The following is a 21081-nucleotide window of genomic DNA, read 5'->3' as shown; positions in this document are numbered from 1 at the left end:
AAATTTAATATATTGGGTTTTATTTAGTTTTTTTTAATCAGTTAACTTTAACGATTTTTCCTTAATTTGGTCTATAAATTGAACCTAATAAATCTAAATCTGAATCTGTCAATTTAAAGTTATGAATATCTTGCTCTTTTAAATAGGGATACATTAAAGATTTAGGATCAGTCGTATGTTTTAGCCCTAAAGCATGCCCAAGTTCATGAGCAAGGGTCAAGCGTAAGTCATTTAAAGAAGCATAACCGTAAATCTGAATTTGGTTTTGACTGAATAAACCTTTATGGAAGGGTTGAATACTCGTTTTCTGCTTTAGTTTGAATTGTGTTTTTAAAGCGCTTAAATCACTTTGCTCTCGATTTAGCTCTTTAATTTTTAAGTTAAGTGATTGAATTTTAAAATTTAGACTATTGGATTCATTTTGTAACTCTTCCGATTTTTGCTCTAGTTGTTTTTGCCATTCTTTTAAATTATTGGCATTAGAGTATTGATGTTCTCCTTGATTAAAGCGCGTTACATCTTGTTGATATTGTTCAAACTCAACTTTTAGACTGACCTTTTTCTTGTTTAAATCACTTGATAGTTGAGTAACTTGCTGTTTGTTTAGAACAATTTCTTCATTTTTAATACGCCAAGCTTCCTGCTTTTGCAAAAGTGCATCCAAATTGTTTTGTTGTTCATCCTTAAGCATTTGATGATCATCATAGATTAAGTTAATTGACAATTGAGCCTGTGAATCATAAATAAAATAGGTCTTTCCAGTTTCTTTTTGCCAGATTTCAGCAGCTTGCCGACTTACCTCAACTAGTTGTTCTTTAGTAAGTTGAAACCGCGGATCAATAAAAGCAATTCGGTATTTTAAAGGCTGATGAGATGAATGAATTGGCAGATTGCTTTGAGCAAAAAGTGTTGTTTGTAAGCCCATGCATAAGCATAAGCTCAATCCCCACCATAGAAATTTTTTCATGGCAAAATAAAAAATATAAATAAATCTTATTGTTAGCTACTTAATTTAATTCGTCAAAACGATAAAAATCTCAATAGATTAGGTGAGGTTTGTGATATTGGTCGAAAAATTAAAAAAGATGTTCTCAGACTTGGCAATAATTAAATAATTAATGTAGTAAATAACAGTGATTTTTTAGCAAAAAATATTATTTAAAATTAAATATTTAGTTTTTATCATTGATCTTTCTGACAGAAGCATTTGAATAATATCATTAAAAAACTTATTGTTACTTTTTGTAAACAATAAAAAACCGCGCTTTCGCGCGGTCTTTTTTAAAGCGACAAATTATTTTTTGTCATCTTTTACTTCTGTGAATTCAGCATCTACAACGCCATCATCTGCTTTTTGTTGACCCGCATCACCACCTTGGAATGCATTTGGATCAAAGCCTTCAGCACCACCAGCTTGTTGCGCTTGTTCATAAGCACGTTGAGTGATAGGCATCAAGATGTTTTGTAAAGCTTCAGTTTTCGCTTTGATATCTTCTACATCATTTTCTTTTGTTGCTGCTTCAAGTTCAGAAACGGCAGTGCTTACAGCTGTTTTTTCATCTTCAGTAACTTTATCACCAAGATCTTTAACAGCTTTGTTCGAGCTTGAAATTAATGCATCAGCTTCGTTACGAGCTTTTGCAAGTTCTTCAAACTTACGATCTTCTTCAGCATTCGCTTCAGCATCTTTAATCATTGCTTCGATTTCAGCATCAGACAAACCTGAGTTCGCTTTAATCTGGATCGATTGCTCTTTACCAGTGCTCTTATCTTTAGCAGATACTTTCAAGATACCATCAGCATTGATGTCGAAAGATACTTCAATTTGTGGCACACCACGTGGAGCAGGTGGAATATCGCCTAATTGGAAGTTACCCAACAATTTGTTTTGTTGAGCCATCTTACGTTCACCTTGGTAAACTGAAATGTCTACAGCAGGCTGGTTGTCAGCAGCAGTAGAGAACACTTGTGATTTCTTCGCAGGAATCGTCGTGTTTTTCTCAATGATTGGTGTTAATACACCACCCATTGTTTCAATACCTAAAGTTAATGGTGTTACGTCTAATAAAAGAACGTCAGTTTTGTCACCAGACAATACCGCGCCTTGAATCGCAGCACCGATAGCAACTGCTTCGTCAGGGTTCACGTCTTTACGTGGCTCTTTGCCAAAGAATTCTTGTACTTTTTGTTGTACAAGTGGCATACGAGACTGACCACCAACCAAGATCACGTCAGAGATGTCAGAAGTCGAAAGACCAGCATCTTTAAGCGCGATTTTACAAGGCTCAATTGTACGAGCAACTAAATCAGCAACTAAACCTTCAAGTTTCGCACGTGTTACATTGATCACTAAGTGTTTTGGACCAGTTGCATCAGCAGTGATGTATGGAAGGTTGATTTCAGTTGCATTTGATGAAGAAAGCTCGATTTTTGCTTTTTCAGCAGCTTCTTTCAAACGTTGTAACGCAAGTGGATCATTTTTCAAGTTCACACTTTGTTCTTTCTTAAATTCTTCAACTAAGAATTCAATTAATGCGTTATCAAAGTCTTCACCACCAAGGAAAGTATCACCGTTTGTTGATAACACTTCGATTTGTTGGTCGCCATCAAGGTCTGCGATTTCAATGATTGATACGTCAAAAGTACCACCACCTAAGTCGTAAACTGCAACTTTACGGTCGCCTTCTTTTTTGTCCATACCGAACGCAAGCGCAGCAGCAGTTGGTTCGTTAATGATACGTTTAACGTCTAAACCAGCGATTTTACCCGCATCTTTAGTTGCTTGACGTTGAGCATCGTTAAAGTAAGCAGGAACAGTAATAACTGCTTCAGTAACTGTTTCACCTAAATAGTCTTCTGCAGTTTTCTTCATCTTTTTCAAGATTTCAGCAGAAACCTGTTGAGGCGCTAATTTTTTATCGTTTACTTCAACCCAAGCATCGCCATTGTCTGCTTTGATGATTTTATAAGGTACAAGACCGATATCTTTTTGTACCGCTTGATCTTCATAACGACGACCGATTAAACGCTTGATAGCGAATAATGTATTTTTCGGGTTAGTTACTGCCTGACGCTTAGCACTTTGACCTACTAAGATCTCGCCATCTTTATAAGCAATGATCGATGGAGTTGTACGTGCGCCTTCAGCGTTTTCGATTACTTTTACTTTATCGCCTTCAAGTACAGCAACGCATGAGTTGGTAGTACCTAAGTCAATACCAATAATTTTTGCCATGTGACGTTTTCCTCAAAAATTCTTTTGCAATGTTTTTGCTTGTTATCCGATATGAGAGTGAATCTATTTTTTTCAAGCGTTTTAGCGAAAAAAAATCTAAAAACTCTCAAAAAATTATTTATTGACCAACCATAACCATAGCAGGGCGCAATAAGCGACCATTTAACGTATAGCCCTTTTGTAAAACGCTACCGATTTCATTCGCTTTAGCATTTGGGTCAATACCTACAGCTTGATGTAAATCCGCATTGAAGCCATTTTTCGTATCAGCTTCTACAACACCAAATTTTTCAAGTGTGGTTAACAGCGACTTCAAGGTCAGTTTAATACCTTCAAGTACTGGCGTTTCTTCATCACCAGCCGCTTGAATTGCACGTTCTAAATTATCAACAGAATCTAGTAACTCTTTTGCAAATTTTTCAAGCACAGTCTCTTTATGCTTGTCAGACTCACGTTGAATACGCTCTACACTTTTTTGTGCTTCGTAAACTGCATTCGCAGTACGTGCTTTTTCAAGTTTTAGGCTTTCTTCTAATTTGGTGATTTGCGCTTGTAAAGATTCAACGGTAACGTCGTTTGCTTGCTCTACACCTTCAGCCTGAGTTTGCTCATTAGATTGCTCTGCTTGCTCGTGTTGAATGTCTTGAGCTTGCTCATTTTGCTCATTAGCCATTGATGATCTCCGTTTAAATGGGTTTTTAAACATGTACAGTCCTTTTGGCATCAGCATTTACTGGGTAAAACCTGAACTGCCATGCATATGCTGTAATTCATTAATAGGGATGAAGTATGGGCATTGCCTAAAAATTCAAGCGTACACGGCAATTTAAAACTTTTAATTTTGCGGTTTTAAGTAAAAATTTAAATTTTCGATCATAAAAGCAATAAATTCCTGGGTTATTTTGGGCAAATGTTGTCTTGAAGCATATACCACCGACAAACTTAATTCGGGAGCCGAAAAGTTTTTAAATAAAGGCACCAATCGTTTTTCTTTTAAATCTTTTTTAACTAATAAAGTCGGTAACATTGCTACACCTTGAGCATGTACACACATGTCATAAACAGCATTTACATCATTACTTTTAAAGGTGACGTTCAAAGGATAGTTTTGAGGTTGCTGTTCAGTATCAAAAAGTGTCCAAAATTGATGTTGGCTATGGTGAGCTAAACATTCATGTTGAATAAGTTGCCTTGGATGGGAGAGGGGGCTGTGTTGCTTTAAATAATCAGGATGAGCACAGAATACAGACTCGATTTGACAAACAGGTCGTGCAATTAAACCATCGGCAACTTTTTGCGTTATACGTAAGGCTAAATCGACCTGAGCATCAATTAAGTCCATCGTATTTTCAGTCAGATATACATCAAATTGAATATGTGGATGTTGCTGTTTAAATTGGCGAATACATTCCCCAACCCCTAGTTGAAATAAAAACAAGCCGCAGGTAAAGCGAATCGTACCGTTATGTTGTTCGGGTGCGGCTAACTCTTGTAAAAGTTGCTGTTGTTGTAAAATATTCTCGCAGTAGAGTAGGGCTTTTTCGCCTGCTGGAGTGAGAGATATTTTTCGTGTATTTCTTTGAAATAGTCGAGTTGAGAAGGTGTGCTCAAGGTGCTCAAGATAGCGAGAAACCATCGCACGGGAATAATTTAGATGTTCGGCGGCTTTGGTTAAATTGCCATGTTGAGCAATAGAAACAAAGACGTGTATGGCTTTTAATGTGTCCATATACTTTATCATTGTTACAATATATGCAACAGTTTATCTTAATTTAGTGCATTTATCTTACAAGAATTGCAATTTAAAGTATTTCTCATGAATTTGGAGAATACATAATGAAATTTTTTAAATTAACTGCTTCAGTCCTAGCAACTGCTACCGCTTTAACAGTAACTTCCTCAGCTTTTGCGCAAGATTTGAAAATCCAAAGTTTCTTGGCTAAACCCGAACATTTTGGTGTGACTTCTACTTTAATTGAAGGCGATAAAGAAGTTCTATTGGTTAATGCGCAATTCTCAAAATCTGAAGCATTACGTATTGCTGCAGATATTCTCGATAGCGGTAAAACACTAAAGACAATTTTCGTAAGTTATGGCGATCCGGACTATTACTTTGGCTTAGATGTATTTAAACAATACTTCCCAAATGTACAAATCATCGCTACGCCAGAAACTGTTAAACATATCCAAGATACTCAAGCGCTTAAAGTGAAATACTGGGGCCCACAAATGGGTGCAAATGCGCCTAGCCAAATTATTGTGCCTCAAGCTTATACCGCTAAAACTTTAAAACTAGAGAATGAGTCAATCGAGATTAAAGGTAAGAAAGAACTTACTTATTTATGGATTCCTTCTTCAAAAGCAGTTGTAGGCGGTATTCCTGTCTCTTCAGGTATTCATTTATGGATGGCAGATACGCCAAAAGTTAAAGATCGCAATGAAGTGATTCAAGCTTTAGAAAGTATTAAATCACTCCAACCTCAAACAGTTGTTCCAGCTCATATGGTTGAGGGAGCTCCACAAGGTTTGGATGCGGTTAACTTCTCTATCGACTATCTCAAGAGCTATGAGAAAGCGGTCAAAGTAAGTAAAAATGCGAGTGAGCTAAGTCAGCTCATGCAGAAACAATATCCAACATTAAAGAGTGTGGATAGCCTAGAACTAGGCGCAAAAGTTGTAAAAGGCGAGATGCAATGGCCATAATTAAAGTCGAAACACCATAAATTTTCTAAAAAGCCGTGGTCTATCCTCGGCTTTTTTTATGAAATAAGGCATTTTCAAGTAAAAAGACTCTGTAACATTCTACGCACCTTATATAGCATTTCTATGAAGAGAAAATTTTTAACGAGAGTAAAAGGCTAAGATAAAAATTAGAAATTGATAAAAATAAACAAAAGCTTAAGTTGTAGCTTCTATATAAAAGGTAGAGGTGAGGCTAAGGAAGAGGTTTTAATAAAAAATTGCACAATTTGTACTTCTATTACTACAAAAGACAACCAATGATACGCACGCCAGAAAAAAAATTGTGAATTATAGGCAGCGCGAAGATGAACTTTGCATTTAAATGTTTGTCGTAATGAAAGGAAAGTGATTATGAAAAAATTAGGTCTTATCTCTGTAGTACTTGCTGGTGTTGCTTTTACAGCTGTTGGTTGTGCATCTGAAGCTGGCTTAAATGCATCAGGTTCAGCTCAAACTAGCGCTAGCCCATCTGGCGTACAAGCTGGTGTTGGTGTAGATGCTGGTGTTTCTGGTCAAGCACAACCAGGTCAAGTTGATGCTGGTGCTTCTGGTTCTGTTTCAGGTTCTGCAACTGCTCAGTAATTCTTAGCGATAAGAACAGTTAAAAGATTATAGAGTACATATATTCAAGATGCCGATTTATATATGAAATGAGCTGCTACTCATTATTCTATAGTCAAGAGAATGTGGATTTCTCAACAAAAAGCCCCAAGAGATTTTTTCTTTGGGGCTTCCATATTCTAATAGATTTTAGTCATCATCATGATAATCTCTATGATTGTGATCACGATCTTCTAATCTTTTCTTCTCCCATTCACGGTGTCTTTTTTCCCACTCACGACGATTTCTATCCTGTTCGCGAGCATCCTTACGTTGTTGTTCGTATATTCTCTTACGCTCTTCCCAACGTTTTCGTTCCCAGTCACTATAGCGACGTCCATCATAGCGGTCATCATCATGATCATGGTAACCATAACCACCGCGGTAATAAGGATCATCTGTATAAGCAACACAACCTACAGTTAAAAGACTGGTTGCTAATAAAGTAACAACTAGTTTTGCTGACATAGCACAATCTCCTTTTGTCTGTTAACAATAATTGGCAAAAAAGTCCTGTTTTAAACGACAGATTTGTTAATGACATTTGCTATAAATCAGATTAGCGTAGATTGGTTTTTACCTTTGTATCTTGATTACATGAGTTGTATGCGAATATAGTCAAACAACAAAGAATTCTGTAGAAAATATGAAGGATAAGAGGAATTCATGGAGATAGGCATGACAGCATTTAATCAAAAAATTCAAACATTGCTAGATAAGGGCCAAGGGCCTGCTGCTCGAGCTCTTGATAAGTTACCTCGATTAGCTCAAGAATCACTTGCCAAAATCCTTGGATATGCCTACCAATACCCGGAGCTCGATTCGTTTACTAAATGTATGATGGCCGTACAAATTAAACAGGGACGTATTGGTTTCATTGGTTCAGATCCTATTGAGTCTAGACGGCAGTTTGATACACAAATGTTGGCTATACGCCAGAAATCAACTGAAATTGATTCAGTGGAAGACATTCGTTTGCCGCTTCAAAGTGGAACTGTTTTCGCAAGACACTATCATCCGTCACCGAATAAAAAATTACCTCTGATTGTTTTCTATCACGGGGGAGGGTTCGTTGTAGGTGGTTTAGATACTCATGATGAGGTTTGTCGTATATTGGCAAAATATGCAAAAGTACAAGTACTCAGTATTGATTATCCACTTGCACCTGAGGTCTCACCTCAACATTTAATCCAATCATGTGAAGATGCATTAGCTTGGGTATATCAAAATCGCAGACAACTAAAAATATTAAAAAATCGTATTGCTGTAGCAGGGGATAGCGCAGGTGGCAATATCAGTACGGTTGTGGCTCAAAGATCAGTAAACAAACCTTATGCTCCACAAGCACAGCTTCTCATTTACCCTACAGTTGATTTTAAAAGCCGACATCCTTCTTTCTATGCCTATAATGAAGGATTGGTTTTAACAGATAATGATATCAATTATGTTACCCAATATTATGCAACTCAGCATAATGTAGAATTAGACGATCCGATTATTTCTCCAACCTATGGTAATTTGAAAAAGAGCCCGCCAGCTTTCGTGATTACTGCTGGCCATGACGTATTGCATGATGAAGCGAAAATTTATAGCTATAAGCTAAGACAAAATGGCGTCAAAATGCATTATGAAGAATATCCGGATCAAACCCATGGTTTTATAAATTTGACACCTATTTCTAAAAAGGCAAAAAGATATACTATCGAGATTAGTAAAAACTTCAGAAAGTTCTGGGATAAAAATAGTTAAATAAAAGCTTAGTCCATGTTTCACGTGGAACGTGGACTAATACTCAAATCTAAAATGTAAAGTACTAAATAAAAGATAATAAATACTCACTAGAATTCTTTTATATAGATGATTAAATTTATCCTTCATTAAGTTTTGCATTTTATTGTAGGAAGATATGAAAAAATTATTAATGTTATGTTGTTTGGGTATAAGCAGCCATTCAGTCTGGGCTGACACTTTAGTTGAAATGCAAACAAATTTAGGCAATATTGAAATACAACTTTATGATGATAAAGCACCAAACAGTGTGAAGAATTTTAAAGACTATATAAAGTCAGGCTTTTATAAAGATACGATATTTCACCGCGTAATTCCTGGTTTTATGGTGCAGGGCGGTGGACTTGCTGCAAATATGCAGGAAAAGACTACGCGAGCGCCTATCAAAAATGAAGCTGGAAATGGAATTGCTAACACACGCGGAACGTTGGCTATGGCTCGTACTGCAAATCCTAACTCAGCTACTAGTCAGTTTTTCATAAACGTTGCAGATAATAATTTTTTAAATCGTTCTGCGGGTAATGCGGGTTACGCAGTTTTTGGAAAAGTAATTAAAGGAATGGATGTGGTTGACCGTATTGTTCAGGTCCCTACATCAAACTATGGCATGCATCAAAACGTACCAAAACAGGCTATAAAGATAGTAGATATAAAGTTTAAAACTCTTCAAAAATAAATTAACCATATAAATCATATATTTGTTTATTTTTGAGATTTTTTTTTGGCTGAAAAAGAACCGGTCGAACGTGCATATTTATAAAAGTGCTTGCGTACCAGTTTTTTTCCCCTATAATGCACTCATCCCGACGCGATACACGAGAATATCTTAGCTTACAGGGTTAAGATGAAAGCTTAGTATTGCGTTGAATTCTGTCTCTGACGAAGAGCAGGAAAATCATTAAGAGAATTGAAGAACAACTTGTGTGGATTTTTACTGATTGATTAATCGAAATAATTTTCATTAATTGATTGGTTTAAATTACTCGAAGTTTATTTGAGCGAAATTTAAGTCAGTAATTGATGAGCCAGAATTGGCACCTTGTCTTTAATAAGGTGCAAAATGATTTTAACTGAAGAGTTTGATCATGGCTCAGATTGAACGCTGGCGGCAGGCTTAACACATGCAAGTCGAGCGGAGAGAGGTAGCTTGCTACTGATCTTAGCGGCGGACGGGTGAGTAATGCTTAGGAATCTGCCTATTAGTGGGGGACAACATTTCGAAAGGAATGCTAATACCGCATACGTCCTACGGGAGAAAGCAGGGGATCTTCGGACCTTGCGCTAATAGATGAGCCTAAGTCGGATTAGCTAGTTGGTGGGGTAAAGGCCTACCAAGGCGACGATCTGTAGCGGGTCTGAGAGGATGATCCGCCACACTGGGACTGAGACACGGCCCAGACTCCTACGGGAGGCAGCAGTGGGGAATATTGGACAATGGGCGCAAGCCTGATCCAGCCATGCCGCGTGTGTGAAGAAGGCCTTATGGTTGTAAAGCACTTTAAGCGAGGAGGAGGCTACTTTAGTTAATACCTAGAGATAGTGGACGTTACTCGCAGAATAAGCACCGGCTAACTCTGTGCCAGCAGCCGCGGTAATACAGAGGGTGCAAGCGTTAATCGGATTTACTGGGCGTAAAGCGCGCGTAGGCGGCTAATTAAGTCAAATGTGAAATCCCCGAGCTTAACTTGGGAATTGCATTCGATACTGGTTAGCTAGAGTGTGGGAGAGGATGGTAGAATTCCAGGTGTAGCGGTGAAATGCGTAGAGATCTGGAGGAATACCGATGGCGAAGGCAGCCATCTGGCCTAACACTGACGCTGAGGTGCGAAAGCATGGGGAGCAAACAGGATTAGATACCCTGGTAGTCCATGCCGTAAACGATGTCTACTAGCCGTTGGGGCCTTTGAGGCTTTAGTGGCGCAGCTAACGCGATAAGTAGACCGCCTGGGGAGTACGGTCGCAAGACTAAAACTCAAATGAATTGACGGGGGCCCGCACAAGCGGTGGAGCATGTGGTTTAATTCGATGCAACGCGAAGAACCTTACCTGGCCTTGACATAGTAAGAACTTTCCAGAGATGGATTGGTGCCTTCGGGAACTTACATACAGGTGCTGCATGGCTGTCGTCAGCTCGTGTCGTGAGATGTTGGGTTAAGTCCCGCAACGAGCGCAACCCTTTTCCTTATTTGCCAGCGAGTAATGTCGGGAACTTTAAGGATACTGCCAGTGACAAACTGGAGGAAGGCGGGGACGACGTCAAGTCATCATGGCCCTTACGGCCAGGGCTACACACGTGCTACAATGGTCGGTACAAAGGGTTGCTACCTAGCGATAGGATGCTAATCTCAAAAAGCCGATCGTAGTCCGGATTGGAGTCTGCAACTCGACTCCATGAAGTCGGAATCGCTAGTAATCGCGGATCAGAATGCCGCGGTGAATACGTTCCCGGGCCTTGTACACACCGCCCGTCACACCATGGGAGTTTGTTGCACCAGAAGTAGCTAGCCTAACTGCAAAGAGGGCGGTTACCACGGTGTGGCCGATGACTGGGGTGAAGTCGTAACAAGGTAGCCGTAGGGGAACCTGCGGCTGGATCACCTCCTTAACGAAAGATTGACGATTGGTAAGAATCCACAACAAGTTGTTCTTCATAGATGTATCTGAGGGTCTGTAGCTCAGTTGGTTAGAGCACACGCTTGATAAGCGTGGGGTCACAAGTTCAAGTCTTGTCAGACCCACCATGACTTTGACTGGTTGAAGTTATAGATAAAAGATACATGACTGATGATGTAAGCTGGGGACTTAGCTTAGTTGGTAGAGCGCCTGCTTTGCACGCAGGAGGTCAGGAGTTCGACTCTCCTAGTCTCCACCAGAACTTAAGAGAAGTTCGGATTACAGAAATTAGTAAATAGAGATTTAGATCTTGGTTTATTAACTTCTGTGATTTAAGTATCACGGTATTAAGCATGACCTGACGAAGGCATGTTTATTCATTAACAGATTGGCAAAATTGAGTCTGAAATAAATTGTTCACTCAAGAGTTTAGATTAAGCAATTAATCTAGATGAATTGAGAACTAGCAAATTAACTGAATCAAGCGTTTTGGTATATGAATTTAGATTGAAGCTGTACAGTGTTTAAGTACACAGACAACAGATAGTAGCGATGAAGAATCGCACGGACAACACTCACTTGTAGGTGTTGACGACTGTTTGGGGTTGTATAGTCAAGTAATTAAGTGCATGTGGTGGATGCCTTGGCAGTCAGAGGCGATGAAAGACGTGATAGCCTGCGAAAAGCTCCGGGGAGGCGGCAAATATCCTTTGATCCGGAGATTTCTGAATGGGGGAACCCACCTACTTTAAGGTAGGTATTGCAACATGAATACATAGTGTTGCAAGGCGAACGAGGGGAAGTGAAACATCTCAGTACCCTTAGGAAAAGAAATCAATTGAGATTCCCTCAGTAGCGGCGAGCGAACGGGGATCAGCCCATTAAGTTATGTGTGTTTTAGTGGAACGCTCTGGGAAGTGCGAACGTAGAGGGTGATATTCCCGTACACGAAAGGGCACACATAATGATGACGAGTAGGGCGAGGCACGTGAAACCTTGTCTGAATATGGGGGGACCATCCTCCAAGGCTAAATACTCCTGACTGACCGATAGTGAACCAGTACCGTGAGGGAAAGGCGAAAAGAACCCCTGTGAGGGGAGTGAAATAGATCCTGAAACCGCATGCATACAAGCAGTGGGAGCACCTTCGTGGTGTGACTGCGTACCTTTTGTATAATGGGTCAGCGACTTATATTCAGTAGCGAGGTTAACCGTATAGGGGAGCCGTAGAGAAATCGAGTCTTAATAGGGCGTTTAGTTGCTGGGTATAGACCCGAAACCAGGCGATCTATCCATGAGCAGGTTGAAGGTTGGGTAACACTAACTGGAGGACCGAACCCACTGTCGTTGAAAAGCCAGGGGATGACTTGTGGATAGGGGTGAAAGGCTAATCAAGCCTGGTGATAGCTGGTTCTCCCCGAAAGCTATTTAGGTAGCGCCTCGGACGAATACCATAGGGGGTAGAGCACTGTTTCGGCTAGGGGGTCATCCCGACTTACCAAACCGATGCAAACTCCGAATACCTATGAGTACTATCCGGGAGACAGACTGCGGGTGCTAACGTCCGTAGTCAAGAGGAAAACAATCCAGACCGCCAGCTAAGGCCCCAAAATCATAGTTAAGTGGGAAACGATGTGGGAAGGCATAGACAGCTAGGAGGTTGGCTTAGAAGCAGCCACCCTTTAAAGAAAGCGTAATAGCTCACTAGTCGAGTCGGCCTGCGCGGAAGATGTAACGGGGCTAAAACTATGTGCCGAAGCTGCGGATTTGACATTAGTCAAGTGGTAGGGGAGCGTTCTGTAAGCCGATGAAGGTGTATTGAGAAGTATGCTGGAGGTATCAGAAGTGCGAATGCTGACGTGAGTAACGACAAAACGGGTGAAAAACCCGTTCGCCGAAAGACCAAGGGTTCCAGTCCAACGTTAATCGGGGCTGGGTGAGTCGACCCCTAAGGCGAGGCCGAAAGGCGTAGTCGATGGGAAATTGGTTAATATTCCAATACTTCTGTGTAATGCGATGAGAGGACGGAGAAGGTTAAGTCAGCCTGGCGTTGGTTGTCCAGGTGGAAGGATGTAGGTATGTATCTTAGGCAAATCCGGGGTACTCTATACTGAGATCCGATAGCAAGCTGTACTTGTACAGTGAAGTGGCTGATACCATGCTTCCAGGAAAAGTCTCTAAGCTTCAGTTACACAGGAATCGTACCCGAAACCGACACAGGTGGTCAGGTCGAGTAGACCAAGGCGCTTGAGAGAACTCTGCTGAAGGAACTAGGCAAAATGGTACCGTAACTTCGGGAGAAGGTACGCTGTTGTTGGTGATGGAACTTGCTTCCTGAGCTGACGACAGCCGCAGAAACCAGGCCGCTGCAACTGTTTATTAAAAACATAGCACTCTGCAAACACGAAAGTGGACGTATAGGGTGTGATGCCTGCCCGGTGCTGGAAGGTTAATTGATGGGGTTAGCGTAAGCGAAGCTCTTGATCGAAGCCCCAGTAAACGGCGGCCGTAACTATAACGGTCCTAAGGTAGCGAAATTCCTTGTCGGGTAAGTTCCGACCTGCACGAATGGCATAATGATGGCGGCGCTGTCTCCAGCAGAGGCTCAGTGAAATCGAAATCGCTGTGAAGATGCAGTGTACCCGCGGCTAGACGGAAAGACCCCGTGAACCTTTACTGCAGCTTGACACTGAACTTTGACCTTACTTGTGTAGGATAGGTGGGAGGCTTTGAAGTTGGAACGCTAGTTCCAATGGAGCCGTCCTTGAAATACCACCCTGGTAATGTTGAGGTTCTAACTCTGTCCCGTTATCCGGGACGAGGACCGTGTCTGGTGGGTAGTTTGACTGGGGCGGTCTCCTCCTAAAGAGTAACGGAGGAGTACGAAGGTGCGCTCAGCGTGGTCGGAAATCACGCGTAGAGTATAAAGGCAAAAGCGCGCTTAACTGCGAGACCCACAAGTCGAGCAGGTACGAAAGTAGGTCTTAGTGATCCGGTGGTTCTGTATGGAAGGGCCATCGCTCAACGGATAAAAGGTACTCTGGGGATAACAGGCTGATACCGCCCAAGAGTTCATATCGACGGCGGTGTTTGGCACCTCGATGTCGGCTCATCTCATCCTGGGGCTGAAGCAGGTCCCAAGGGTATGGCTGTTCGCCATTTAAAGAGGTACGCGAGCTGGGTTTAGAACGTCGTGAGACAGTTCGGTCCCTATCTACCGTGGGCGCTGGAAATTTGAGAGGATCTGCTCCTAGTACGAGAGGACCAGAGTGGACGAACCTCTGGTGTACCGGTTGTGACGCCAGTCGCATCGCCGGGTAGCTATGTTCGGAAGGGATAACCGCTGAAAGCATCTAAGCGGGAAGCCTACCTCAAGATAAGATTTCCCTAGGAATTTATTCCTCTAAAGAGCCGTTCGAGACTAGGACGTTGATAGGTTGGATGTGGAAGCATAGTGATATGTGAAGCTGACCAATACTAATTGCTCGTGAGGCTTGACTATACAACACCCAAGCAGTTGTATATGAAGCATCAATCGATTCATAAACATGCAAAGCAACTTGATTTAGTTATACTACTAGCTAAAATGAACAACGAAAAATCAGATTCAATCAGCCCATCTGTCAAGATTTGGAAAACGCAACGTATCACACAGTGAATAAAACGAAGCAAGTATCCATACCAGTTGTGCTGGCGACCATAGCAAGAGTGAACCACCTGATCCCTTCCCGAACTCAGAAGTGAAACCTCTTAGCGCTGATGGTAGTGTGGGGTTACCCATGTGAGAGTAAGTCATCGCCAGCTCATTATTCTAAACACCCCCGTTCTAACGAATGGGGGTGTTTCTTTATGTGCGGAATTTAATTTTTAATAAAAGATAGGTCCAAAATTAGATTTGTATTCTTGCTGTATTCTATGAATATAATGACGAACTCTATTATTTTTGGGTACGTCCATGAAAATCAATTCTTTCTCTCCAATACCTGAAGATGATGAAGAGCTATCTTTGCCTGCATTGATTTATTGGGCATCTCTAGGTGATATCGATCAAGTAAAAGAATTACTAATAGAGGGAGAAAATCCTAATCAGATAGATGATGAGGGATATAGTGCTCTACAAGCAGCTGCTGAAAATGATCATTTAGAGATAGTTCAACTCTTAATTGAAAAAGGTGCGCATGTCGCTTACAAAAGTGAATACACAGCATTAGAGCTTGCAGAAATGGCTGGTAATACTAATGTAGTGGAGTATTTAAAGAGTTTATAAAATTAAAGGCCTCTTTTGTTTAGAAAAGAGGCCTTTTGTTCAATTAAGACAAATGATATTTCTGTAGTTTCTCAAGAATGGATTGAAGACCTTTTACTTCAAACTCATTAGCTTCGAATTTTTCATCTTTATTACGTTTAAATATATCTCTTATCTCTATTACAGCATTCGGGTCAATAATACTTAAACTTGAGGTGACTTGACGTATTTGACTAATAGAACGAGAGCCATTTGTTGAACCATAGCCAATAAATGCAGCAGGTTTACCACCCCACTCCTTGCCGACATAATCAAGTGCATTTTTTAAAGCTGGGCTGTAACCATGGTTGTATTCTGGGCTAATGAAGATAAATGCGTCTGCTTGAGCAATTTTGTCTGCCCATTCTTGTTGTTTAGGTTGATCATAAACCCCAGTAGCAGGTGGGTGAGAGCCTGAAAATAACGGTAAATTCCACTCTTTTAAATCAATTATTTCTGTCTGAAAATCTTCTAGATTAAATGATGGAATTGTGGATTCTAGCCAATTGGCAACTTTAATTGCTGTACGTCCTTCACGAACACTTCCTACGATAATATAGACCAGCATGTAATTTTCCTAAGAATTTTTATCTTTATAACTTAATTCATTCTATAGGTAGGAGAGAATATAGAATTTGTAAGGATTCTTATGTCACTAATAAAAATTGAATCATAAAAAAGCCCTCATTTAGAGGGCTTTTTTATTTACATTAGCTTAATGCCTTGTTGGCCTTCAGGAGTAACCTTAAATATTTCTACTTCAAAGGTAATATTTTTCCCAGCTAATGGGTGATTAAAATCAATTTCTGTAATGTCATCATTAACTGATTTTACTACACCGAATAAGGTGGTTTTTGCCTTATCTTCAAATTCGATCATGTGACCAGGAATAGGGCGTTGTTCAAACTTAACTGTATCGAAAGTTTGAACATTTTCTGGATTCCACGGACCAAAAGCCTCTTCTGGTGGAAGGTGTACTGTACGGCGGTCACCAGCACGTAAACCGAATAATGCTTTTTCGAAACCTGGTAAAAGGTTTCCGTCACCAATAGTCAGACTAACTGGCTCTTCACGGCTACGTGTATTGTCAATTTCTACACCATTTTCGATAGCTACAGAAAAGTGTAGGTCGACTTTAGAGCCTTCTTGGATACGAATTTCTTCGTTAGGGTGAATAATTTCGGTCATATTATGCATCCGAATTTTGGTTACGTTGCTTCTCAAGGAAGAATGTATCAATGAGTAGCAAAATCGTACCTAGAGTGATGGCACTGTCCGCAATATTAAAAGCTGGAAAGTGATGATTTTGGTAATAAACATGAATGAAATCGACCACATAACCTAGGGTAATACGGTCAATTAAATTGCCTAAAGCTCCACCTAAAATTAAAGCGATGGCTACAGGTAGCACCACCATTTTTTTAGGCATACGCATTAACCAAAATACAAAAAGTACTGAAACTAAGCCCGCCAAAGATGTGAAGAAATAGCGCTGCCATCCTCCTGCATCAGATAAAAAGCTAAAAGCTGCACCATAGTTATGTAATAGTGTCCAGTTTAAAAATGGAAGTACAGGTACAGGATCTGCATAGTTTAGATGTGTACTCGCAATCCATTTTGTCCATTGATCCAATACAATGGCAAGGACTGAAAGTCCAAGCCAAATCAGATTATGTGGATAAAACTGGAATAAGCCTTTTTTAGCTTGTGAATTAGGCATATTTTCTCACTTCGCCACGACCAGTGACGTTCACAATACAACGACCACATAAACCAGGATGATCGGCATGTGTATTTACATCTGGAAGGACGTGCCAGCAACGTGCACATTTTTCACCTTCAGCTGCAGATATTTGTACACGTAAGCCTTCCATTTCAGTTGCTTCACCTTGCTCAGCAAATGGATGTACTACTACTTGCGAAGTAATAAGAACAAAACGGAGTTCATCAGCCAGTTGGTTTAAAACTGTTTGTAATGATTCACTTGCCCAAAGTTCAACTTTGGCTGAAAGATTACTGCCGACAAGTTTAGCGTTACGCGCTGCTTCAATCTGTTTATTTACTGCAGATTTTACGCTAATCAATGTTTGCCAATCTTCTTCAGAAAGCAAGTTTGCCTTTGATGAAACAGGCAAGTTATACCATTCTGATGTAAATACATACTTTTCAGTTTGTTCTGGAATCAATGGCCAAGCTTCTTGAGCCGTAAAGCTTAAGATTGGGCTCATCCAACGGATAAATGCTTGGACAATATGATAAAGCGCTGTTTGAGCAGAACGACGTGCCTGAGAATCCGCTTTAGTGGTGTATTGACGGTCTTTGATAATATCTAGGTAGAAACCACCTAAGTCATTAATACAGAAGCTTGTTAACGCACTACACACCACATGGAAGTTCATTTCTTCATAGGCAGTGATAATGGTTTGTTGTACTTCATTCGCACGCTGTAAGATGTATTGATCTAGAGCGATAAGGTCATCTACATCCAGAGCATCAGTACTTGGTTTGAAACCATTTAGGTTCGCAAGCAAGAAGCGTAGGGTATTACGAATACGGCGATAGCTATCACTTACACGGCTAAAGATTTCTTTCGATGCTGCGATTTCATAACGGTAGTCGCTAGACGCTACATATAGTCGTAAACCATCTGCACCAAGCTGTTTGATGATTTCTTCAAGCGGGATATAGTTGCCTAAAGATTTCGACAATTTACGACCGTTTTCGTCCACTGTAAAACCATGAGTTAACAAGGCTTTATATGGCGCACGATTGTGAATTGCCATAGATGTTAATAAAGAAGATTGGAACCAGCCACGGTGTTGGTCTGAACCCTCTAAATATAAGTCAGCAGGGCTTTCTAATTCATCACGTTGCTCAAGTACAGCGTAATGCGTTGTACCAGAGTCGAACCATACATCGAGTGTATCGCGAACAGCGTTATATTGTTCAGCATCTTCACCGATGAAGTCTTTCGCTTCACGTTTGAACCATGCTTCGATACCTTCTTCTTCGATCAGTTGAGCAACTTCTTCGATGAGTTCAGGTGTGCGTGGGTGTAATTCGTTCGTGTCTTTATGAACGAAGAATGGAATTGGAACACCCCAAGTACGTTGACGTGAAATACACCAGTCCGGACGACCTTCGATCATTGATTCAATACGGTTTTTACCCCAGTTCGGTACAAACTCGATATCATTTTCAATGGCATTAAGCGCACCTTCACGTAAACCTTTTTGATCCATGCTAATGAACCATTGTGGTGTAGCACGGAAAATAATTGGAGTCTTATGGCGCCAGCAGTGTGGGTAACTGTGTTTAATTGGCTGATGAGCCCATAAACGGCCTACAGCACCCAAAGCTTCAATAATCTTTGGATTGGCTTTATAGATGTGCTCACCAGCATAGATTGGAGCAGTTGGAAGATAAACACCGTTACCGCCCACTGGATTGTCTACTTTAAGGTTGTATTGAAGACCTACTTTATAGTCGTCTGCACCATGGCCAGGTGCTGTATGTACGGCACCTGTACCGCTTGTTGCAATAACGTGCTCACCTAAAATAACCGGAACTTGACGATCAGTAAGTAGAGGATGTTGCAGGGTAAGGTTTTCAAGAGCCGAACCAGTAAAATCAGCTAAAACAACTGGGTTTTCAAGCTTGTAACGCTCAATCGCTGAAGCAACTAGGTCTTTAGCAAGAATGAAGTTTTGCTTACCGCGCTCAGTTGTCACTTGTACCAATTGATATTCAATTTCGGCATGCAACGCAACGGCTTGGTTAGCTGGTAATGTCCAAGGTGTAGTGGTCCAGATCACGATATCTGTTGGATCTTGAACTTCTAACTTTAAGCGGGCACTTAAATCTTTGAGATCGACAACGCCAAAACCAACGTCAATTGCGTCAGATTTTTTATCTTCGTATTCAACTTCTGCTTCAGCAAGAGCTGAACCACAGTCCATACACCAGTTCACTGGCTTTAAGCCTGGTTGGATATGGCCATTTTTCTGGATGAGACCTAGAGCACGAACGATATCGGCTTCTTGTTTGTAATTCATGGTGAGATAAGGATTATCCCAATCACCTAAAATACCAAGACGTTTAAAGTCAGTACGCTGTAAATCAATTTGTTTTAGCGCATATTCACGGCAAAGTTTACGGAAAGTTGCTGCGTCAACTTTTTCGCCCACTTTACCTACTTTCTCTTCGACTTTTAGTTCGATTGGCAAGCCATGACAGTCCCAACCCGGAACATATGGTGCATCAAAACCTGAAAGCGTACGGCTTTTTACAATAACGTCTTTGAGTACTTTATTAACTGCGTGACCTAAGTGAATTGTACCGTTCGCATATGGAGGGCCATCATGCAAAATATATTTTTTCTTGCCAATACGCGATGCACGAATCTGCTGATAAATGTTGTCGGTATACCACTCTTCTAACCATTTCACTTCACGTACTGCCAAATTTGCTTTCATTGCAAATTGAGTATCCGGCAGGTTTAGCGTGGCTTTGTAGTCCACTGCATTCTCAGGAGTTTGCTTATCGCTCATGCAAGTTTTCTTCCAGTTTAATCAGCTTGGGAGCTGACATGTTTTACAATCAAAATTCGAATTAAAAAGGAAATTGTGTCGTGTCGTTACGGTATTGTCGTAACTGTTGCACGTCATTATCAATTCCAGCCTTAAGTGCTTCAAGCGAAGGGTAGTTCAATTCACCATGAAGATAGTGAAGAAAAGTCACCCGCATAAATAAGCCATACAGATTAGCAGAAACATCAGGGAAATGTACTTCTAATCTCCATTCTGGATGTTCTTGCTGAATGGCGGGACGTGTACCGACATGACCTGCGCCATAGAGGCTGTTTTCATGATATCCGGCAATTCCCGGTTTCTCTGGTGTTTCTTGGCGCACTTTTTCAGTGAGAGAAGTTGTTTCGCAAATGACTTCAACGCCATAAATACCGTTTAAACAAGGTTTGTGGCGGTTGAGACGAACATTAATGGTTGGAAAATCAAGAGTTCGTCCAATTTGGTCGCCATATTGGACACGTCCAGTAATACTGTACGGACGGCCTAATAATTTAGCTGCTAAAGCAAGATTACCCACTTGAAGTACTTGGCGAATACGGGTTGAACTGACGCGTTCACCTTCAAGTTCAATGGTATGTAAATTTGTGACTTGGAAGCCATAATCTTTTAAAAATTCACTGTTGCCTTGGCGGTCTTTACCGAAATGAAAGTCATCCCCTAAAACTAATGACTGGGCATTTAATTTGTTTTTTAATAAATCTGCGAAGGCAGATGCGCTCATGCTACGGAAATGTTCATCAAATTTAGCAACCGCAATATAGTCAACGCCAAGCTCAGCTAGGTATTCAACTTTTTCCCGTAATGAATTAATACGAGGAGGTGCATCGTAACCTTTAAAGAACTCAAGAGGTTGTGGCTCAAAAATCATGACCAGTGTTTTTAAGCCTTGTGCTGCAGCAATGTTTTTGAGTTGAGCAATCATCGCTTGGTGGCCTAAATGGACACCATCAAAATTACCAATAGTTACCGCTGTTTGAGGTAACTGAAAATTGGGCGATAACGCATTGAGACGAAGCAGTTTCATGAACTTAAAATATGGCTATTTTTGCAAGGGCTATATATTGCCATAATCTCACAGATTCGTCTTGTTGTTGTGTTTTTACTCAGTTATTTTTCAATATGAATATTTATATATTTAAAATATTGATGAATTAAATAAAAATAAATCAATTTTTCTTATTAATGGTTTGCTCTACTATATCTTTATCCACTCTTTGATTAGAGAACTA

At 40.5% G+C, this 21081-nt stretch carries 15 protein-coding genes, 2 tRNA genes and 3 rRNA genes; 10 read left to right on the top strand and 10 right to left on the bottom strand.

Translation table 11 applies throughout. The features are described 5' to 3' along the window. Window positions 1–61: 61 nt before the first annotated feature. The 4 genes from H7R46_RS18570 to H7R46_RS18555 all read right to left on the bottom strand — a co-directional run bounded on the left by H7R46_RS18570 (window position 62) and on the right by H7R46_RS18555 (window position 4964). Window positions 62–967: a matrixin family metalloprotease gene (locus H7R46_RS18570; RefSeq protein WP_005072548.1), complete on the bottom strand. Its 906-nt coding sequence runs from the start codon at window positions 965–967 to the stop codon at window positions 62–64. Between the two features lie 327 nt (window positions 968–1294). After that, window positions 1295–3235: a molecular chaperone DnaK gene (dnaK, locus tag H7R46_RS18565; protein ID WP_002115449.1), complete on the bottom strand. Its 1941-nt coding sequence runs from the start codon at window positions 3233–3235 to the stop codon at window positions 1295–1297. 118 nt (window positions 3236–3353) lie between these two features. Further along, window positions 3354–3908 carry a nucleotide exchange factor GrpE gene (gene grpE / locus H7R46_RS18560; protein WP_002115470.1) on the bottom strand — a complete coding sequence of 185 codons (555 nt, stop codon included), beginning with the start codon at window positions 3906–3908 and terminating at the stop codon, window positions 3354–3356. 162 nt (window positions 3909–4070) lie between these two features. Beyond that, window positions 4071–4964 (bottom strand): LysR family transcriptional regulator, encoded by an 894-nt coding sequence (locus H7R46_RS18555; RefSeq protein ID WP_044102926.1) that lies wholly within the window; start codon window positions 4962–4964, stop codon window positions 4071–4073. Window positions 4965–5071: 107 nt separating this feature from the next. On the opposite strand from H7R46_RS18555, the gene H7R46_RS18550 reads away from it, so the two are divergent. Together H7R46_RS18550 and H7R46_RS18545 are read left to right on the top strand one after the other, a co-directional pair. Next, complete coding sequence (locus tag H7R46_RS18550; RefSeq protein ID WP_069122178.1) at window positions 5072–5938, top strand: MBL fold metallo-hydrolase; 867 nt, start codon at window positions 5072–5074, stop codon at window positions 5936–5938. Window positions 5939–6328: 390 nt separating this feature from the next. Beyond that, the gene (locus H7R46_RS18545) at window positions 6329–6559 is read left to right on the top strand and encodes a hypothetical protein (protein WP_000733015.1); all 231 of its coding nucleotides are present in this window, start codon (window positions 6329–6331) and stop codon (window positions 6557–6559) included. A 168-nt stretch (window positions 6560–6727) separates the two neighbouring features. Here the strand turns inward: H7R46_RS18545 and H7R46_RS18540 are convergent, their stop codons facing one another. Continuing rightward, complete coding sequence (locus tag H7R46_RS18540) at window positions 6728–7045, bottom strand: hypothetical protein (protein WP_032006006.1); 318 nt, start codon at window positions 7043–7045, stop codon at window positions 6728–6730. 210 nt (window positions 7046–7255) lie between these two features. On the opposite strand from H7R46_RS18540, the gene H7R46_RS18535 reads away from it, so the two are divergent. The 8 genes from H7R46_RS18535 (at window position 7256) to H7R46_RS18500 (ending at window position 15245) form a co-directional block, all read left to right on the top strand. Next, window positions 7256–8326 carry an alpha/beta hydrolase gene (locus H7R46_RS18535; protein WP_182924232.1) on the top strand — a complete coding sequence of 357 codons (1071 nt, stop codon included), beginning with the start codon at window positions 7256–7258 and terminating at the stop codon, window positions 8324–8326. 157 nt (window positions 8327–8483) lie between these two features. After that, window positions 8484–9041 (top strand): peptidylprolyl isomerase, encoded by a 558-nt coding sequence (locus H7R46_RS18530; RefSeq protein WP_182924231.1) that lies wholly within the window; start codon window positions 8484–8486, stop codon window positions 9039–9041. A 391-nt stretch (window positions 9042–9432) separates the two neighbouring features. After that, window positions 9433–10970, top strand: a 16S ribosomal RNA gene (locus H7R46_RS18525). A 59-nt stretch (window positions 10971–11029) separates the two neighbouring features. Beyond that, window positions 11030–11106 (top strand) — tRNA-Ile (locus tag H7R46_RS18520). A gap of 55 nt (window positions 11107–11161) precedes the next feature. After that, window positions 11162–11237: transfer RNA gene (locus tag H7R46_RS18515), tRNA-Ala, on the top strand. A 352-nt stretch (window positions 11238–11589) separates the two neighbouring features. After that, window positions 11590–14480, top strand: a 23S ribosomal RNA gene (locus H7R46_RS18510). A gap of 187 nt (window positions 14481–14667) precedes the next feature. Further along, window positions 14668–14782 (top strand): 5S ribosomal RNA (gene rrf, locus H7R46_RS18505). The 16S, 23S and 5S rRNA genes sit together here with 2 tRNA genes alongside, the layout of an rRNA operon. Before the next feature lie 151 nt (window positions 14783–14933). Next, window positions 14934–15245, top strand: a complete 312-nt coding sequence (locus H7R46_RS18500) for an ankyrin repeat domain-containing protein (protein WP_002120691.1) — start codon at window positions 14934–14936, stop codon at window positions 15243–15245. 43 nt (window positions 15246–15288) lie between these two features. On the opposite strand, the gene H7R46_RS18495 is transcribed toward H7R46_RS18500, so the two are convergent. The 5 genes from H7R46_RS18495 to ribF all read right to left on the bottom strand — a co-directional run bounded on the left by H7R46_RS18495 (window position 15289) and on the right by ribF (window position 20876). Next, on the bottom strand, window positions 15289–15831 hold the full coding sequence (locus H7R46_RS18495) for an NADPH-dependent FMN reductase (protein ID WP_016802658.1): 543 nt from the start codon (window positions 15829–15831) through the stop codon (window positions 15289–15291). Between the two features lie 137 nt (window positions 15832–15968). After that, complete coding sequence (locus H7R46_RS18490) at window positions 15969–16451, bottom strand: FKBP-type peptidyl-prolyl cis-trans isomerase (RefSeq protein ID WP_078225530.1); 483 nt, start codon at window positions 16449–16451, stop codon at window positions 15969–15971. A gap of 1 nt (window position 16452) precedes the next feature. Continuing rightward, window positions 16453–16983 (bottom strand): signal peptidase II, encoded by a 531-nt coding sequence (lspA, locus tag H7R46_RS18485; RefSeq protein WP_005804840.1) that lies wholly within the window; start codon window positions 16981–16983, stop codon window positions 16453–16455. Next, window positions 16976–19813 (bottom strand): isoleucine--tRNA ligase, encoded by a 2838-nt coding sequence (gene ileS, locus H7R46_RS18480; protein WP_086260820.1) that lies wholly within the window; start codon window positions 19811–19813, stop codon window positions 16976–16978. Before ileS ends, lspA begins: the two co-directional genes overlap by 8 nt. A 61-nt stretch (window positions 19814–19874) precedes the next feature. After that, window positions 19875–20876, bottom strand: a complete 1002-nt coding sequence (ribF, locus tag H7R46_RS18475) for a bifunctional riboflavin kinase/FAD synthetase (RefSeq protein ID WP_002120723.1) — start codon at window positions 20874–20876, stop codon at window positions 19875–19877. Between the last annotated feature and the right edge of the window lie 205 nt (window positions 20877–21081).

The sequence above is a fragment of the Acinetobacter sp. BEC1-S18-ESBL-01 genome, assembly GCF_014169935.1.
GTDB classification, from domain to species: domain Bacteria; phylum Pseudomonadota; class Gammaproteobacteria; order Pseudomonadales; family Moraxellaceae; genus Acinetobacter; species Acinetobacter pittii.
This window is presented reverse-complemented; position numbering and strand designations above follow the sequence as displayed.

What these genes read in the sequence shown, in the direction of transcription:
- H7R46_RS18555 (WP_044102926.1), bottom strand. Translation starts at nt 4,964, where the DNA reads ATGGACACATTAAAAGCCATACACGTCTTTGTTTCTATTGCTCAACAT.
- dnaK (WP_002115449.1), bottom strand. Translation starts at nt 3,235, where the DNA reads ATGGCAAAAATTATTGGTATTGACTTAGGTACTACCAACTCATGCGTT.
- H7R46_RS18530 (WP_182924231.1), top strand. Translation starts at nt 8,484, where the DNA reads ATGAAAAAATTATTAATGTTATGTTGTTTGGGTATAAGCAGCCATTCA.
- H7R46_RS18500 (WP_002120691.1), top strand. Translation starts at nt 14,934, where the DNA reads ATGAAAATCAATTCTTTCTCTCCAATACCTGAAGATGATGAAGAGCTA.
- H7R46_RS18570 (WP_005072548.1), bottom strand. Translation starts at nt 967, where the DNA reads ATGAAAAAATTTCTATGGTGGGGATTGAGCTTATGCTTATGCATGGGC.
- H7R46_RS18535 (WP_182924232.1), top strand. Translation starts at nt 7,256, where the DNA reads ATGACAGCATTTAATCAAAAAATTCAAACATTGCTAGATAAGGGCCAA.
- H7R46_RS18495 (WP_016802658.1), bottom strand. Translation starts at nt 15,831, where the DNA reads ATGCTGGTCTATATTATCGTAGGAAGTGTTCGTGAAGGACGTACAGCA.
- H7R46_RS18550 (WP_069122178.1), top strand. Translation starts at nt 5,072, where the DNA reads ATGAAATTTTTTAAATTAACTGCTTCAGTCCTAGCAACTGCTACCGCT.
- H7R46_RS18490 (WP_078225530.1), bottom strand. Translation starts at nt 16,451, where the DNA reads ATGACCGAAATTATTCACCCTAACGAAGAAATTCGTATCCAAGAAGGC.
- ileS (WP_086260820.1), bottom strand. Translation starts at nt 19,813, where the DNA reads ATGAGCGATAAGCAAACTCCTGAGAATGCAGTGGACTACAAAGCCACG.
- H7R46_RS18545 (WP_000733015.1), top strand. Translation starts at nt 6,329, where the DNA reads ATGAAAAAATTAGGTCTTATCTCTGTAGTACTTGCTGGTGTTGCTTTT.
- H7R46_RS18540 (WP_032006006.1), bottom strand. Translation starts at nt 7,045, where the DNA reads ATGTCAGCAAAACTAGTTGTTACTTTATTAGCAACCAGTCTTTTAACT.
- grpE (WP_002115470.1), bottom strand. Translation starts at nt 3,908, where the DNA reads ATGGCTAATGAGCAAAATGAGCAAGCTCAAGACATTCAACACGAGCAA.
- ribF (WP_002120723.1), bottom strand. Translation starts at nt 20,876, where the DNA reads ATGAAACTGCTTCGTCTCAATGCGTTATCGCCCAATTTTCAGTTACCT.
- lspA (WP_005804840.1), bottom strand. Translation starts at nt 16,983, where the DNA reads ATGCCTAATTCACAAGCTAAAAAAGGCTTATTCCAGTTTTATCCACAT.